Source organism: Desulfovibrio sp. SGI.169, from assembly GCF_050313595.1.
Classification (GTDB): domain Bacteria; phylum Desulfobacterota; class Desulfovibrionia; order Desulfovibrionales; family Desulfovibrionaceae; genus Desulfovibrio.
Genome location: NZ_JBNPLS010000015.1, coordinates 22,070 through 36,479, shown reverse-complemented (window position 1 = coordinate 36,479; position 14,410 = coordinate 22,070). Strand labels below are relative to the sequence as shown.

At 59.5% G+C, this 14,410-nt stretch carries 10 protein-coding genes and 1 tRNA gene; all 11 read right to left on the bottom strand.

All coding sequences use genetic code 11. From position 1 onward, the window contains the following. Window positions 1-431: 431 nt before the first annotated feature. Window positions 432-4,604: a DNA-directed RNA polymerase subunit beta' gene (rpoC, locus tag ACQRA4_RS08995; protein WP_427822738.1), complete on the bottom strand. Its 4,173-nt coding sequence runs from the start codon at window positions 4,602-4,604 to the stop codon at window positions 432-434. Between the two features lie 73 nt (window positions 4,605-4,677). Continuing rightward, complete coding sequence (gene rpoB / locus ACQRA4_RS08990) at window positions 4,678-8,817, bottom strand: DNA-directed RNA polymerase subunit beta (RefSeq protein ID WP_427822737.1); 4,140 nt, start codon at window positions 8,815-8,817, stop codon at window positions 4,678-4,680. Window positions 8,818-9,410: 593 nt separating this feature from the next. Further along, window positions 9,411-9,800, bottom strand: coding sequence for a 50S ribosomal protein L7/L12 (gene rplL / locus ACQRA4_RS08985; RefSeq protein WP_427822736.1), 390 nt, complete (start codon window positions 9,798-9,800; stop codon window positions 9,411-9,413). A 48-nt stretch (window positions 9,801-9,848) separates the two neighbouring features. Next, window positions 9,849-10,376, bottom strand: a complete 528-nt coding sequence (gene rplJ / locus ACQRA4_RS08980; RefSeq protein ID WP_427822735.1) for a 50S ribosomal protein L10 — start codon at window positions 10,374-10,376, stop codon at window positions 9,849-9,851. Window positions 10,377-10,573: 197 nt separating this feature from the next. Beyond that, window positions 10,574-11,281, bottom strand: a complete 708-nt coding sequence (rplA, locus tag ACQRA4_RS08975; RefSeq protein ID WP_427822734.1) for a 50S ribosomal protein L1 — start codon at window positions 11,279-11,281, stop codon at window positions 10,574-10,576. Window positions 11,282-11,453: 172 nt separating this feature from the next. Continuing rightward, window positions 11,454-11,876 (bottom strand): 50S ribosomal protein L11, encoded by a 423-nt coding sequence (gene rplK, locus ACQRA4_RS08970; protein ID WP_427822733.1) that lies wholly within the window; start codon window positions 11,874-11,876, stop codon window positions 11,454-11,456. Window positions 11,877-12,053: 177 nt separating this feature from the next. Next, complete coding sequence (gene nusG, locus ACQRA4_RS08965; RefSeq protein ID WP_427822732.1) at window positions 12,054-12,626, bottom strand: transcription termination/antitermination protein NusG; 573 nt, start codon at window positions 12,624-12,626, stop codon at window positions 12,054-12,056. 8 nt (window positions 12,627-12,634) lie between these two features. Beyond that, window positions 12,635-12,874, bottom strand: a complete 240-nt coding sequence (gene secE, locus ACQRA4_RS08960; RefSeq protein WP_427822731.1) for a preprotein translocase subunit SecE — start codon at window positions 12,872-12,874, stop codon at window positions 12,635-12,637. Between the two features lie 24 nt (window positions 12,875-12,898). Then, window positions 12,899-12,975, bottom strand: a tRNA-Trp gene (locus tag ACQRA4_RS08955). A gap of 41 nt (window positions 12,976-13,016) precedes the next feature. Further along, entirely contained in the window at window positions 13,017-13,166 is a 150-nt protein-coding gene (gene rpmG / locus ACQRA4_RS08950; RefSeq protein ID WP_008684737.1) for a 50S ribosomal protein L33, read from the bottom strand. A 3-nt stretch (window positions 13,167-13,169) separates the two neighbouring features. Continuing rightward, window positions 13,170-14,363: an elongation factor Tu gene (tuf, locus tag ACQRA4_RS08945; protein WP_427822730.1), complete on the bottom strand. Its 1,194-nt coding sequence runs from the start codon at window positions 14,361-14,363 to the stop codon at window positions 13,170-13,172. Window positions 14,364-14,410 lie beyond the last annotated feature (47 nt).

Here is a 14,410-nt window from a genome sequence, read left to right as displayed (position 1 = left end):
CTGCATCATGGGTTTGCCGGGACGCCGGCCCCGGGCCGATGTCGCCGCAACAAGCCTGGCATACGCCCGCTTGCCTTTCAACCTCACCTTCAATTGCGCACGCGACCAGCCTTACGCCCGGGCCGCTTCACTCGGGAATTGGCCACAAAAACAGGATAGTCAAGGTACGCAGCGAGTTACTTATGCTAACGGAAATTCATAAAAATGCAAAGCTTCTGATGTGATTCAAAGGAATCAGAGTAATCCTGAATGAATTATTTTTTTAATAAAATCAATTTATTATTACGATCATGTCAGGGCGAAAATTTTTGCCGCGGAAAATTTTCCCGCTTTTGCGGCAAACGCGAAGAGCCGCTGGCCGCCTGTCGCAAGCAAGCCCCCCGGGAAGGCATGCCTTCCCGGGGGGCTTGGTTTGTGCGGTGAGGGGGGCGTTACTGGTTCAGATTCACCAGAACGGGATTTTCTTCCAGTTCTTCCAGGAATTTGTCCGGGCGTTCCTTCTGATCCGGCACCTCGATATCGCCGTTCACATATTCTCGATAGCCCGTGCCGGCGGGGATCAGGCGGCCCACAATGACATTTTCCTTGAGGCCGCGCAGGTAGTCCATCTTGCCCTTGAGCGAAGCTTCGGTAAGCACCTTGGTCGTTTCCTGGAAGGATGCCGCCGAGATGAAGGAAGAGGTGGTCAGCGATGCCTGGGTAATGCCCAGCACCAGCGGTTCCGCTGTGGCGGGGGCGCGGCCTTCGGCCACGACCTTCTGATTTTCGGCCTTGAACTCGCTTTTGTCCACCTGTTCGCCCACCAGAAAGCTGGTGCCGCCTGAATCAAGGATGGTCACTTTTTTGAGCATCTGGCGCACAATCACTTCAATGTGCTTGTCGTCGATGCCCACACCCTGGAAGCGGTAGACTTCCTGGATTTCATCCACCAGATAGCGGGCCAGGTATTTCTCGCCCCGGGTGCGCAGAATGTCGTGCAGTTCCGGGTAGCCCTCGGTGAGGGCGTCGCCCGCCTCCACAAAGTCGCCGTCCGCGGCGGTGATGTGCTTGCCCTTGGGCACCAGGTATTCCTTGGCTTCGCCGATTTCGGGCGTGACCACCAGCTTGCGTTTGCCCTTGGATTCTCCGGCATAGGCCACAGTGCCCGATATTTCGGAAACCACGGCCATGTCTTTGGGCTTGCGCACTTCAAACAGCTCGGCCACGCGCGGCAGGCCGCCCACGATATCCTTGGTTTTGGAGGTTTCGCGGGGCTTGCGGGCAATGATGTCGCCGGCCTGGATGCTTTCGCCGTCCTTGACCATGATGATGGAGCCCACGGGCAGGCTGTAGATGGCCGAGGCCGCGCCGTGGCTGCGTTTTTTCACGTTGCCGTCATCATCGCAGATGGAGATGGAGGGCCGGAAGTTGGTGGTGCGGTATTCCATGATGGTCATGGAAGCCTGGCGGGTCACGTCGTCCACCTTTTCCTGCACGGTCTTGCCGTCGATGATGTCCGCAAAGCGGATGACGCCGTCTTCTTCGGCGACAAAAGGTTCATTGAAAGGATCCCACTCGGCCAGAACCGCGCCCTTGGTCACCTCCTGTCCGTCATGAACCATCAGGCGCGCGCCGTTGGGCAGAATGTATTTTTCGCGTTCGCGCCCCTGCGGGTCCACGATGGTCATTTGGCCGCTCTTGCCAAGCACCAGTTGCGCGCCCTCGCGGTTGGTCACGGCCCGGACGCGGCTGAGAATCACCCGTCCGGCGTTGAGCGCCTCGAATTTATTCTTTTCGATGGTGCTTGAGGCCGTGCCGCCGATATGGAAAGTGCGCATGGTCAGCTGGGTGCCCGGTTCGCCGATGGATTGGGCCGCGATAATGCCCACGGTCTCGCCGGTGTTCACCAGGTGGCCGCGCGCCAGATCGCGCCCGTAGCAGAGGGCGCAGATGCCGCGCTCGGACTGGCAGGTCAGGGGTGAACGCACCGTGACGGAAGAGATGCCCTTGTCGCTGATCAGCCTGGCTTCCGCCTCCGTGATCAGGGTGTTTTCGGGCAGCAGAATCTGTTCCGGGTTGTCAGGGTCATGCACGGGGTAGAGCAGTACGCGCCCCACAATGCGTTCGGCCAGCGGGGTTTTGATGTCGCCGCCTTCCTTGAGGTGCGTCAGTTCGATGCCGTCCACCGTGCCGCAGTCGTGCTCGGAAACAATCACATCCTGCACCACATCCACCAGACGGCGGGTCAGGTAGCCGGAGTTGGCGGTCTTCAGGGCCGTGTCCGCCAGGCCCTTGCGCGCGCCGTGGGTGGAGGTGAAGTATTGCAGAACCGACAGCCCCTCGCGGAAGGAAGAGGTGATGGGCGTTTCAATAATTTCGCCCGAGGGCTTGGCCATCAGGCCGCGCATGCCGGCAAGCTGGCGCATCTGATCCTGGTTGCCGCGCGCGCCGGAGTTGGACATCATGAAGATGGGGTTGAAGCTCTGGTTTTTCTCCTGCCTGCCCGTTTTCGGGTCTGTCAGCACGTCGTGGGATATCTCCTTGATCATTTCCGTGGAGACATCCTGCGTGGCCTTGGTCCAGACATCCACCACCTTGTTGTACTTTTCCGTGCGGGTGATGATGCCGTCCCGGTACTGGCGTTCGATGTCGTCCACCTCAGCCTGGGATTTGGCCAGAATGTTCTTTTTGCTTTCGGGAATGGTCAGGTCTTTCACGCCAATGGTCACGCCGGCGCGGGTGGCGAATTCGTAGCCCATGTCCTTGAGCCGGTCGCAGAGAATGACCGTGGATTTGATGCCGCATGTGCGGTAGGCGGCGCCCACCAGCTTGGCAATGGCTTTCTTGGTCAGCACGGTGTTGACGTGGTCGAAGGAAAGCTCAGGCGGCAGAATGTCGCTGACCAGCACGCGGCCCGGCGTGGTCTGCACCGGCTCCTGGCCTTCCTTCATGCGCACCCTGATGCGGGCATGCAGCGAGACCTGGCCCGCGTCGTAGGCGGCTTCCACCTCCCAGGGCGCGCAGAAGGTCATGCCCTCGCCCTTTTCAAAGCTGCGCTCCACGGTCATGTAATAAAGGCCCAGCACAATGTCCTGCGAGGGCACGATGACCGGGCCGCCGTTGGCCGGGGAAAGAATGTTGTTGGTGCTCATCATCAGCACGCGGCATTCGATCTGCGCTTCCACAGAAAGCGGAATGTGCACGGCCATCTGGTCGCCGTCAAAGTCCGCATTGTAGGCGGAGCAGACCAGAGGATGCAGGCGGATGGCCTTGCCCTCCACCAGCAGGGGCTCAAAGGCCTGAATGCCCAGACGGTGCAGGGTGGGGGCGCGGTTCAGCAGGATGGGATACTCGCGCACCACTTCCGACAGAATGTCCCAGACCACCAGTTCTTCGCGCTCCACCATCTTCTTGGCGCTCTTGATGGTGGAGGCGTGACCGCGTTTTTCCAGCTCCGAGTAAATGAAGGGCTTGAACAGCTCCAAAGCCATCTTCTTGGGCAAACCGCACTGGTGCAGCTTGAGGTAGGGGCCCACGGTGATGACCGAACGGCCGGAGTAGTCCACGCGTTTGCCCAGCAGGTTCTGGCGAAAGCGCCCCTGCTTGCCCTTGATCATGTCCGACAGGGATTTGAGCGGGCGGCCGTTGGTGCCGGCGATGGCCCGACCGCGGCGGCCGTTGTCGAAAAGCGCGTCCACGGCTTCCTGAAGCATGCGTTTTTCGTTGCGGATGATGATCTCCGGCGCGCCCAGTTCCATAAGCCGCTTGAGGCGGTTGTTGCGGTTGATCACCCGGCGATAGAGGTCGTTCAGGTCCGAGGTGGCGAAACGGCCCCCGTCCAGGGGCACCAGGGGGCGCAGTTCCGGCGGGATGACAGGGATGACTTCCATGATCATCCACTCGGGCTTGTTCTGGGATTCCAGAAAAGCCTCGACGATCTTCAGGCGCTTGGTCAGCTTTTTCTTTTTGGTCTGGCTTTTGGTGGCTTCGCCTTCCTCGCGCAGTTCCACACGCAGCTTTTCCAGATCCAGCTCTTCCAGCAGGCTGCGCACGGCCTCCGCGCCCATGCCCACGGTGAGCGCCTCGTCACTGCCGTAATGATCCAGAATCTGGAGGTACTGGTCTTCGGAAATGACCTGGCGCTTCTGCAGATTGGTCTGACCAGGATCCAGCACTATATAGGAATCAAAGTAGAGCACCTTTTCCAGATCGGCCATGGTCATGTCCAGCAGGGTGCCGATCTTGGAGGGCAGAGTTTTCAGAAACCAGATATGCGCCACGGGCGCGGCCAGTTCGATATGGCCCATGCGCTCGCGCCGCACCTTGGAGGCAATGACCTCCACGCCGCATTTTTCGCAGACGATGCCCCGGTGCTTCATGCGCTTGTACTTGCCGCAGTTGCACTCGTAGTCCTTCACCGGGCCGAATATCTTGGCGCAGAACAGGCCGTCCCGCTCCGGCTTGAAGGTGCGGTAGTTGATGGTTTCCGGCTTTTTCACCTCGCCGTAGGACCATTCGCGAATGGCCTCCGGCGAGGCGATGGAAATCTGGATGGCTTTCAGATTGCGGATGTTGGTCACATTGGCCGACGCGCCGCGAGCGGTGAAAAGATCGTCCAGGCTCATATATCAGTACCTTGCTTTGTAAAAAGCTCGTTGGAATCGTTACTGTAATCCGCAGGCAGTGAAGCAGGGGCGCTTATTCCGCTTCCTCGTCGCGTTCGCGCATATAGCCCACGCGCTTGGGGCGTTTTTTGCCTTCTTCCTGGTGCAGGGTCACATCAAGACCAAGGCTCATCAGTTCCTTGACCAGAACGTTGAAGGATTCCGGCAGGCCGGCCTCCAGGAAGTTGTCGCCCTTGACGATTTTTTCATACATCTTCACGCGGCCGGCCACGTCGTCGGACTTGACCGTGAGGAATTCCTGGAGAAGATAGGCCGCGCCGTAAGCCTCAAGCGCCCAGACTTCCATTTCGCCCAGCCGCTGACCGCCGAACTGGGCCTTGCCGCCCAGCGGCTGCTGGGTAACCAGGGAGTAGGGGCCCGTGGAGCGGGCGTGGATTTTTTCATCCACCAGATGGTGCAGCTTGAGGATGTACATGACGCCCGTGGTGACCCGGTTGCGGAAAGGCTCGCCCGTGCGGCCGTCGTACAGGATTGTCTTGCCGTCGTTTTCCAGACCGGCCTTGTCCATCCAGCCCCAGATTTCATCTTCCGTGGCGCTGTCGAAAACCGGCGTTTTGGTTACGATGCCGTTGCGCAGCTTCTTGACCGAGGCCGCAAACTCCTCGTCATCCATGCCGTCCACCAGGGCGCTGATCTCCTCGGAGGCGAAGACCTCCTTCACTTCCTTGCGCAGCGCCTGCATGGCCGCGCCGGAATCCAGCAGCTCGGCCAGCTGGCGGCCCAGCTCCTTGGCGCCCCAGCCCAGATGCGTTTCCATGATCTGGCCGATGTTCATGCGCGAAGGCACGCCCAGGGGGTTGAGCACGATGTCCACGGGGCGTCCGTCGGCGAAGAAGGGCATGTCTTCTTCCGGCAAAATGCAGGAGACAACGCCCTTGTTGCCGTGACGACCGGCCATCTTGTCGCCCACCGAGAGCTTGCGCTTGATGGCGATGTGCACCTTGACCATCTTGATCACGCCGGGGGGCAGATCATCGCCTTCAGTGACCTTTTCGCGCTTGGCGTCGTAGACGGCCTTGAGGTAGTCCACCTGATGATCATAGGCTTTGAGCAGCTCGGCCACTTCGTCATTGACTTCCTTGCTCTTGAACAGGCCGGCCAGCTTCTTGACGGGCAACTGGGCCAGTTGCTCCTCGGTGAGGGCCGCGCCGGCCTCCACCAGCATTTCGCCCTTTTTCTTGCCCGGCACGGAAGAAGCCGTCTGCTTGCCCAGCACATGCGGCGCGAGAAGAGCGCGCGTGCGCTCGGTGAGGGCGCGCATGTGGTCGGCTTCCTTCTGATCCTGCACCGCGGTGTCGTGGGCCTCGATGGCCAGCGTGCGCTCGTCCTTTTCGCCCGAACGGCGGTTGAAGACCTTCACGTCAATAATGGTGCCCTCCACTCCCGGCGGAACCTTGAGGGAGGTGTTTTTCACGTCTCTGGCCTTTTCGCCGAAGATGGCCCGCAGGAGCTTTTCTTCCGGGGTGAGCTGGGTTTCGCCTTTGGGGGTGATTTTGCCCACCAGAATGTCGTCGGGCTTGACCGCCGCGCCGATGCGAATGATGCCGCTTTCGTCCAGGTTGCGCAGCATGTCTTCGCTGACGTTGGGAATGTCGCGGGTAATCTCTTCGGGGCCCAGCTTGGTGTCGCGGGCCACCACTTCAAATTCTTCAATGTGGATGGAGGTAAAGACGTCTTCCTTGACCGTGCGCTCGGAAATCAGGATGGAGTCCTCATAGTTGTAGCCGCACCAGGGCATGAAGGCCACCACCAGGTTTTTGCCCAGCGCCAGCTGGCCGTCGTCAATGCCCGGACCGTCGGCCAGAATCTGGCCCTTTTTGACAATCTGGCCGGGGCGGCAGGTCGGTTTCTGGCCAAAGCAGGAGTTCTGGTTGGACTTGTGGAACTTGAGCAGGTCATAGGCCCGCACACCGCCCTGATCCTTATAGATATCGCCCTCATAGGCCACCACGATGCGGTCGGCGTCGGCGTACTGCACCTTGCCGTCCGCCGGGGCCACAATGCAGGCGCCGGAGTCGCGGGCCACGTCCACTTCCATACCCGTGCCCACCAGGGGCTTTTCAGAGCGCAGCAGCGGCACGGCCTGGCGCTGCATGTTGGAACCCATCAGCGCGCGGTTGGCGTCGTCATGCTCCAGGAAGGGAATGAGCGCCGCCGAGATGGAAACCATCTGGCTGGGCGAAATGTCCATGAGGGTCACTTCGTCGCGATGCCGCATTTCCACTTCGCCCTTGACGCGCACGGTAACGTATTCGTCAAGCAGATTGCCCTCGGCGTCCATGCGGGCGTCAGCCTGGGCCACCACCTGATCGCCTTCGCGCGAGGCGTCCAGATGCACCACCTCGCTGGTCAGCTTGGCGTCGCGCACCACACGGTAGGGGGTTTCGATAAAACCGTAGTCATTGACCTTGGCAAAGGTGGTCAGGGACACGATAAGGCCGATGTTCGGCCCTTCGGGCGTTTCAATGGGGCAGATGCGGCCATAGTGCGAGGTATGCACGTCGCGCACCTCGAAGCCGGCGCGTTCGCGGGTCAGACCGCCGGGGCCCAGGGCCGAGAGACGGCGCTTGTGGGTGACTTCGGAAAGGGAATTGGTCTGATCCATGAACTGCGAGAGCTGGGACGTGCCAAAAAATTCCTTGAGCACCGCGGCCACGGGTTTGGGATTGATCAGATCATGGGGCATGAGGGTGGAGATTTCCTGAAGGCTCATGCGCTCCTTGATGGCGCGCTCCATGCGCACCAGGCCGATGCGGTACTGGTTTTCCACCAGTTCGCCCACCAGGCGCACGCGGCGGTTGCCCAGGTGGTCGATGTCGTCGGCCGGGCCGTGGCTGTCCTTGAGCTGAACCAGCACCTTGATGGCCGTGAGGATATCCTCATCACTCAGGGTGCGCAGGTCGGCGGGCGCGTCGATGCCCAGGCGCTGGTTGAGCTTGTAGCGGCCCACAGGCGAGAGGTCATAATAGTCCGGGTTGCGGAACAGGTTGTCAAAGAAGCTGGCCGCAATCTCGGCGGTGGGCGGTGAGGAGGGGCGCAGCCGACGGTAGATTTCTTCCTGGGCCTTCTGCTGATCAGGAATGCGATCCTGCACGAGAGTGTCGCGAATGGAAGAGGAAGTGTCCGTGCCCTTGGTGTGCAGCACGGAAAGACCCCTGATGCCCGCTTCGCGCATGCGCTCAAGGAGCCCGGGCGTAATTTCGTCGGCCGCTTCGGCAAGCACTTCTCCGCTCTGGGGCGCCACGGCGTCTTCAGCCAGGAACATGCCGTCCAGCAGGTCTGGACGGACTTCAATGGCCGGAATGCCCGCCTCGCAGATCATCCGCCAGCTGCGCTTGGTAATGGGCTTGCCCGCCTTGACGATCACGTTGCCGTCGGGCGCGGCGATGTCCGCGTAGGCGTTGTCTTTGCGGTAAAGCTCCTTGCGCACCTCCCAGAACAGACGACCGCCGTCCTCCAGCAGATATTGTTCCCGACTGTAGAAGTAGTCGAGTATCTGCTCCTTGTTCATGCCCATGGCCTTGAACAGAATGGTGGCGGGCATTTTGCGGCGGCGGTCGATGCGCACATAGAGAATGTCTTTGTGGTCGAAGTCAAAATCCAGCCATGAGCCGCGCATGGGTATCACCCGGCAGGAGTAGAGCACCTTGCGGCTGGTGTGGGTCTTGCCGCCGTCATGCTCATAAATGATGCCGGGCGAACGCTGCAACTGATTGACGATGACGCGCTCGGTGCCGTTGATGATGAACGTGCCTTTCTCGGTCATCAGGGGCAGGGTGCCGAAATAGATATCCTGCTCCTTGATGTCGCGGATGGTTCGGTTGCCCGACGCTTCGTCGGCGTCATAGACCACCAGACGCACTTTGATGCGCATGGGGGCCTCATAGGTCAGGCCCTTGGAAATGCACTCGGCCTGATCATACTTGGGTTCCTGTATCTCGTAGCTGACGAATTCCAGACTGGCGGTCTTGTTGAAATCCTCAATGGGGAATACCGTGTGGAAGACGCCTTCCAGGCCTTCGTCCGGCCTGCGGTCGGCCTCGGGCACGCCCTCCTGAAGAAATTTTTGATATGAATCTATCTGCAGATTCAGCAGATGGGGAATGGGGAGGGAAATCTTGATCTTGCCGAACTGTTTGGTGAGCTGGCCCATGAGTACCTCAAGATAGGTAGCGGTTGCGCCCCGGCCGCGGACTGAAACGTCTGCCGGAGGCAAAAACATGCTTTCACTGCACCCTGAAAGCGTGTGAAACGGCGGCGAAAAGGTTGCGAAAGCGCGTTCCATGCACAACAAAGACGACAAAAACCCATCCCCTGTCTGGATGAACAGGGCCTGGGCTGTCGAACCTGTTTTAAAAAAATGTGCATATACAACAGGTTATAAAAAACAGAAAGGATGCCTCCCGCGTCGTTTCTTGAACGCTAATATATAAACGGAAAATATTTTTTTGGCAAGACTTTTTCTTTAAGGCCGGGGAGCATGTCAACCTGAAACCGCCCCGCGCCTTGCAAATCAGACAACAGTCACGAAGGGCGCTCATTGGCGGCTCGCGTTCCGGCAAGCATTCTCAGGAAAAAAGCGCTTCCAGGGCAAGCTCTTGCGGGCGCGTGCCCACCTGGACGCCACAAACGCAAAAATGCCGGAAAGCCAAACACGCCACGAAAGCAAAAAAATGACGAGGCCAAGTGACCTCGCCATTTTGGAATATCGCTTCGCGCTGGCGCGAAAAGGGCACGGGGAAACGCTTACTTGATTTCCACAGTGGCGCCGGCTTCGGTGAGCTGCTTCTTGGCTTCTTCGGCTTCTTCCTTGGAAACGCCTTCTTTCAGGGTGGAGGGAGCGCCGTCAACCTTTTCTTTGGCTTCCTTGAGGCCCAGGCTGGTCAGAGCGCGCACCACCTTGATGACGCCGATCTTGTTGGCGCCGGCTTCCTTGAGGATAACGTCAAATTCGGTCTTTTCCTCAGCGGCGGCGGCGGCATCGCCACCGGCGGCCGGGGCGGCCATCACCATAGCGGCGGCGGGCGCGGCGGCGGAAACGCCGAACTTTTCTTCCAGTTCCTTGATGAATTCGGAAAGTTCCAGAACGGTCATGCTGGAGATGAATTCAACGACTTCTTCTTTGGTCACTGCCATGATATTTCTCCTGATCTTCGGCTTAACGTTTGAGCTGTCAACATCCGCCTACGCGGCGGCCTTGCCCTTCTGCTCCTCAATAGCCTTGAGGGCGTAGAGCAGGCCGCGCAGCATATTGGCAAACAGCGATACAAAATTGGTGGGCACGGCGTTCATGGTGCCGAGCAGCTGGCCGAGCAACTGTTCCTTTCCGGGCAGTTTGGCCAGAGCGTCCACCTGGGCGGGGGTCATTTCCTTGCCGTCCAGGCTGGCGCAACGCAAGTTGAAAATCTTGCTTTGCTTGGCAAAATCACTGAGCGCCTTGGCCACCGCCACCGGGTCGTCGAACCCAAGGGCCACGCCGCAGTTCTCATGGAACTTGTCCTTGATGGCGTCGTGCGTGCCGCCGGTCAGAGCGATGCGAGCCAGGGTGTTTTTGACGACATGATATTCGCCGCCCGCATTGCGCAGGCTCACCCGGAGGTTCGTCAGCTCTTCCACCGTCATGCCCTTGAAGTCCGTCAGCACCGCAAAGGAAGCGCTGTTGGCCTTGGCCTTGATGGCTTCGATGATTGCGGCTTTTCCAGACCTGTTCACGTGATACCTCTCACGTTCGGGGTTGCCAGGTGGAATGCCGAGCCAAAGATGAAGCGTCTGGGCAGGGGATTAAGGGCATGCGCCCGCCTGCCGTCTTCGACTCGAATTCCTTGCCTTAACCGAGGTTGTTTTGCACAACCGCTTGAAAGCCTGCGCGCGAGGCCCGCAACGCGTCAGCGACGCACGGGCCCGACGCGTCAGCTTTCAAGAAATTTTTTGACCTGCGTCATATCAATTTTGAAGCCGGGCCCCATCGTGGTGGAAACAGCCATGGACAGCATGTAGGTTCCCTTGGCGGCCGAGGGCTTCAGGCGATTGACGGCATCCAGCAGGGCCTTGAGGTTGCCCAGAATCTTTTCCGAACCAAAGGAAACCTTGCCCAGGGGCGCGTGCAGCACGCCGGCCTTGTCCACCTTGAAGTCAACGCGGCCCGCCTTGAGCTCGCTCACGGCCTTGGCAACGTCAAAGGTGACGGAACCGGTCTTGGCATTGGGCATCAGGCCGCGGGGGCCAAGCACACGGCCAATCTGGCCCACCAGGGCCATCGCGTCAGGGGTGGCCACGGCGGCATCAAATTCCAGCCAGCCTTCCTTGATCTTGGCAACCAGGTCTTCGGCGCCCACGACATCCGCGCCGGCTTCCTTGGCCTCGGCCTGCTTTTCACCCTTGCAGAACACGGCCACACGCACGGTCTTGCCCAGCCCGTTGGGCAGGGTAACGGCGCCGCGCACCATCTGGTCGGAGTACTTGGGGTCGACACCCAGGCGGATGGCGACGTCCACGGTTTCGTCAAACTTGGCAAAGGCCGCGCCCAAGGATTTGCTTACGGCGTCTTCAATGCTGAAACGTTCTTGCGGATTATAGGCTTCAAGGGCCTTACGAAAATTTTTGCCATGTCTGGGCATGAGATGTTCCTTGTCGTTTTATCTCCTGCCGCTTCCAATGCTGCGCGGAAGACGGCAGTACAACTGATTTCAACGAGTCTGGCGGAAAAAAGCGAAAATTCAGCAATACCCGCCGAACGGCTTTTGCCGCCGCAAGTGGCAAATCCGCCGGAAGCTCCCGGCGGGCTCACCCTTACTTGATGTCAATGCCCATGCTGCGGGCGGTGCCCGCAATGGACTTTACAGCGGACTCAAGGCTGGACGCGTTGAGATCCGGCAGTTTGATCCTGGCGATCTCTTCCACCTGAGCCATGCTGAGACTGCCCACCTTGTTGCGGTTGGGCTCGCCGGAACCCTTTTCGAGTTTGGCCGCCTTCATGATCAGCACCGCGGCGGGAGGCGTTTTGGTGATGAAGCTGAAAGAGCGGTCGGCGTAGACCGTGATGACCACGGGAATGATCATCCCTTTCTGATCCTGGGTGCGGGCATTGAACTCCTTGCAGAAACCCATAATGTTCAGGCCATGCTGACCCAGGGCCGGACCCACCGGCGGCGAGGGGTTCGCCGCGCCCGCGGGAATCTGCAATTTGATCTTGGCAACTTCTTTTTTGGCCATGTGCGTTATCCTTCATCGCTGCTCGCGCTGTTTCCGGCCGTCAGGCCGACGCGCGGGGGCAAGTCTTCAGAACATGTGACGCCTGAGATGCCTGCGTCACGACGGGCAATGCCCGCCCAGCGCATCTCGCTGCAAGGATGCACAGACACCCCGCAGGGCATTGCAACCGTTGAAATGTTAACCTTTGGAAACCTGCACGAAATCCAGCTCCACCGGCGTTTGACGACCGAAAATGGAAACGGAGACGCGCAGTTTCCCCTTGTCGTAGTTGACGTCTTCAACCACGCCGTTAAAGCCGCCGAAAGGCCCGTCGATGACGCGCACTTCGTCGCCCCGTTCAAAGTTGAACTTGGGACGGGGAGTTTCCTGGCGTGTTTCCATAAGCGCCAGAATACGCTCGGCCTCGCTGTCGCGCATGGGCGTGGGACGGTTTTTGCCGCCCACAAAGCCGGTTACCTTGGGTATGGACTGCACCAGATGCCAGGATAAGTCGGTCATGATCATGCGCACCATCACATAGCCGGGATAGAACTTGCGCGTAGTGGTGCGCTTTTCGCCGCCCTTGGCAAGTTCAATGACCTTTTCCGTGGGCACCACCACTTCCTGAATAAGGCCCTGATCCTGACCGGTGCGGCTCATCTCGTGGATGGTTTTCTGCACACGCTGCTCAAAGCCGGAGTAGGTGTGCACGATGTACCAGCGTGGCCGTTTGCTCAGCTCGGAGTTTTCGTCGATGACGGGGTCTTTCATTTCAGCCTTCAGGACAGTATGGACTTGATGAGGACAGACAGACCAAGGTCCACCAGTCCCAGGATGACGGCCATCACAGCCACAAAGCCCAAAACCGCCAGCGTGGCCTTGCGCGTTTCTTTCAGCGTGGGCCAAGTGACTTTGCGCAATTCGGCCTTGGAATCCTCCACATAACGCGCGAGGCGCGTAAAGGGGTTAGGGCCCTTGTCCGACTTTACGTCCGCGGCTTGCGCCTGTTTTTTTGCCATGATGTTACCCGACGAGATAAAAAATGGCAGGGCAGGAGGGATTCGAACCCCCAACTTGCGGTTTTGGAGACCGCCGCTCTAGCCGTTAGAGCTACTGCCCTGCGTGCCGTCCGGGGGGCTCGCGCCCCCCGGCGGAAGGTTGTTACCTGGTTTCGCGATGCACAGTGTGCTTCTTGTCCCAGGGACAATATTTTTTCATTTCCAGCCGCCCGGTGGTGTTCTTTTTGTTCTTCCGGGTGCTGTAATTACGCCGCTTGCATTCGGTGCAAGCCAGAATAATGTTGACTCTCATGGTTTACTCGATAATTTCGGTAACAACGCCGGAACCAACGGTGCGACCGCCTTCACGGATGGCGAAACGCAGGCCGGCTTCCATGGCGATGGGGGCGATCAGCTCCACAATGAACTGGGAGTTGTCGCCGGGCATGACCATTTCCACGCCTTCGGGCAGGCCGATAACGCCGGTGATGTCCGTCGTGCGGAAGTAGAACTGGGGACGATAGCCGGAGAAGAAGGGCGTATGGCGGCCGCCTTCTTCCTTGGAGAGCACATACACCTCAGCCTTGAACTTCTTGTGCGGGGTGATGGACTTGGGCGCCGCGAGCACCTGGCCGCGTTCCACTTCGTCGCGCTTGGTGCCGCGCAGCAGGGCGCCGATGTTGTCGCCGGCTTCGCCCTGATCCAGCAGCTTGCGGAACATTTCCACACCCGTGCAGGTGGTTTTCTGGGTGGGCTTGATGCCCACGATTTCCACTTCGTCGCCCACCTTGAGAACGCCGCGTTCCACACGACCGGTCACCACGGTGCCGCGACCGGAGATGGAAAACACGTCTTCGATGGGCATCAGGAAGGGCTTGTCTATGTCGCGTTCGGGATCAGGAATGAAGCTGTCGCAGGCTTCGAGCAGTTCGGTGATGCACTTGGCTTCGGGCGCGTTGGGGTCGTCGCATTCCAGAGCCTTCAGGGCGGAACCGCGGATAACGGGCACCTCGTCGCCGGGAAAATCGTAGGAAGAGAGCAGTTCGCGCACTTCCAGCTCCACCAGTTCCAGCAGCTCCTCGTCGTCCACCAGGTCGCACTTGTTCAGAAAGACCACCAGCTGGGGCACGCCCACCTGACGGGCCAGAAGGATGTGCTCACGGGTCTGGGGCATGGGGCCGTCAGTGGCGGCCACCACCAGAATGCCGCCGTCCATCTGGGCGGCGCCGGTAATCATGTTCTTGATGTAGTCGGCGTGGCCGGGGCAGTCCACATGCGCGTAATGGCGCTTGTTGGTTTCATATTCCACATGGGCGGTGGCAATGGTGATGCCGCGCTCTTTTTCTTCGGGGGCCTTGTCGATTTCGTCATACGAAACGAAGCTGCCCTCGCCCTTCAGGCCGGCAATCTTGGTGATGGCGGCGGTCAGGGTGGTTTTGCCGTGGTCGATGTGGCCGATGGTGCCGATGTTTACATGCGGCTTCTTGCGTTCATATTTGGCTTTGCCCATTGTACGTCTCCCTGGAAAAAAATTGTTTGCGGTTGTACATGCGCCAC

Excerpts from the sequence above, each read along its gene's own strand:
- rpoC (WP_427822738.1), bottom strand. The coding sequence starts at position 4,604 with ATGAGCCTGGACGATCTTTTCACCGCTCGCGGCGCGTCGGCCAATGTG.
- rpoB (WP_427822737.1), bottom strand. The coding sequence starts at position 8,817 with ATGGGCCAGCTCACCAAACAGTTCGGCAAGATCAAGATTTCCCTCCCC.
- rplL (WP_427822736.1), bottom strand. The coding sequence starts at position 9,800 with ATGGCAGTGACCAAAGAAGAAGTCGTTGAATTCATCTCCAGCATGACC.
- rplA (WP_427822734.1), bottom strand. The coding sequence starts at position 11,281 with ATGCCCAGACATGGCAAAAATTTTCGTAAGGCCCTTGAAGCCTATAAT.
- rplK (WP_427822733.1), bottom strand. The coding sequence starts at position 11,876 with ATGGCCAAAAAAGAAGTTGCCAAGATCAAATTGCAGATTCCCGCGGGC.
- nusG (WP_427822732.1), bottom strand. The coding sequence starts at position 12,626 with ATGAAAGACCCCGTCATCGACGAAAACTCCGAGCTGAGCAAACGGCCA.
- secE (WP_427822731.1), bottom strand. The coding sequence starts at position 12,874 with ATGGCAAAAAAACAGGCGCAAGCCGCGGACGTAAAGTCGGACAAGGGC.
- rpmG (WP_008684737.1), bottom strand. The coding sequence starts at position 13,166 with ATGAGAGTCAACATTATTCTGGCTTGCACCGAATGCAAGCGGCGTAAT.
- tuf (WP_427822730.1), bottom strand. The coding sequence starts at position 14,363 with ATGGGCAAAGCCAAATATGAACGCAAGAAGCCGCATGTAAACATCGGC.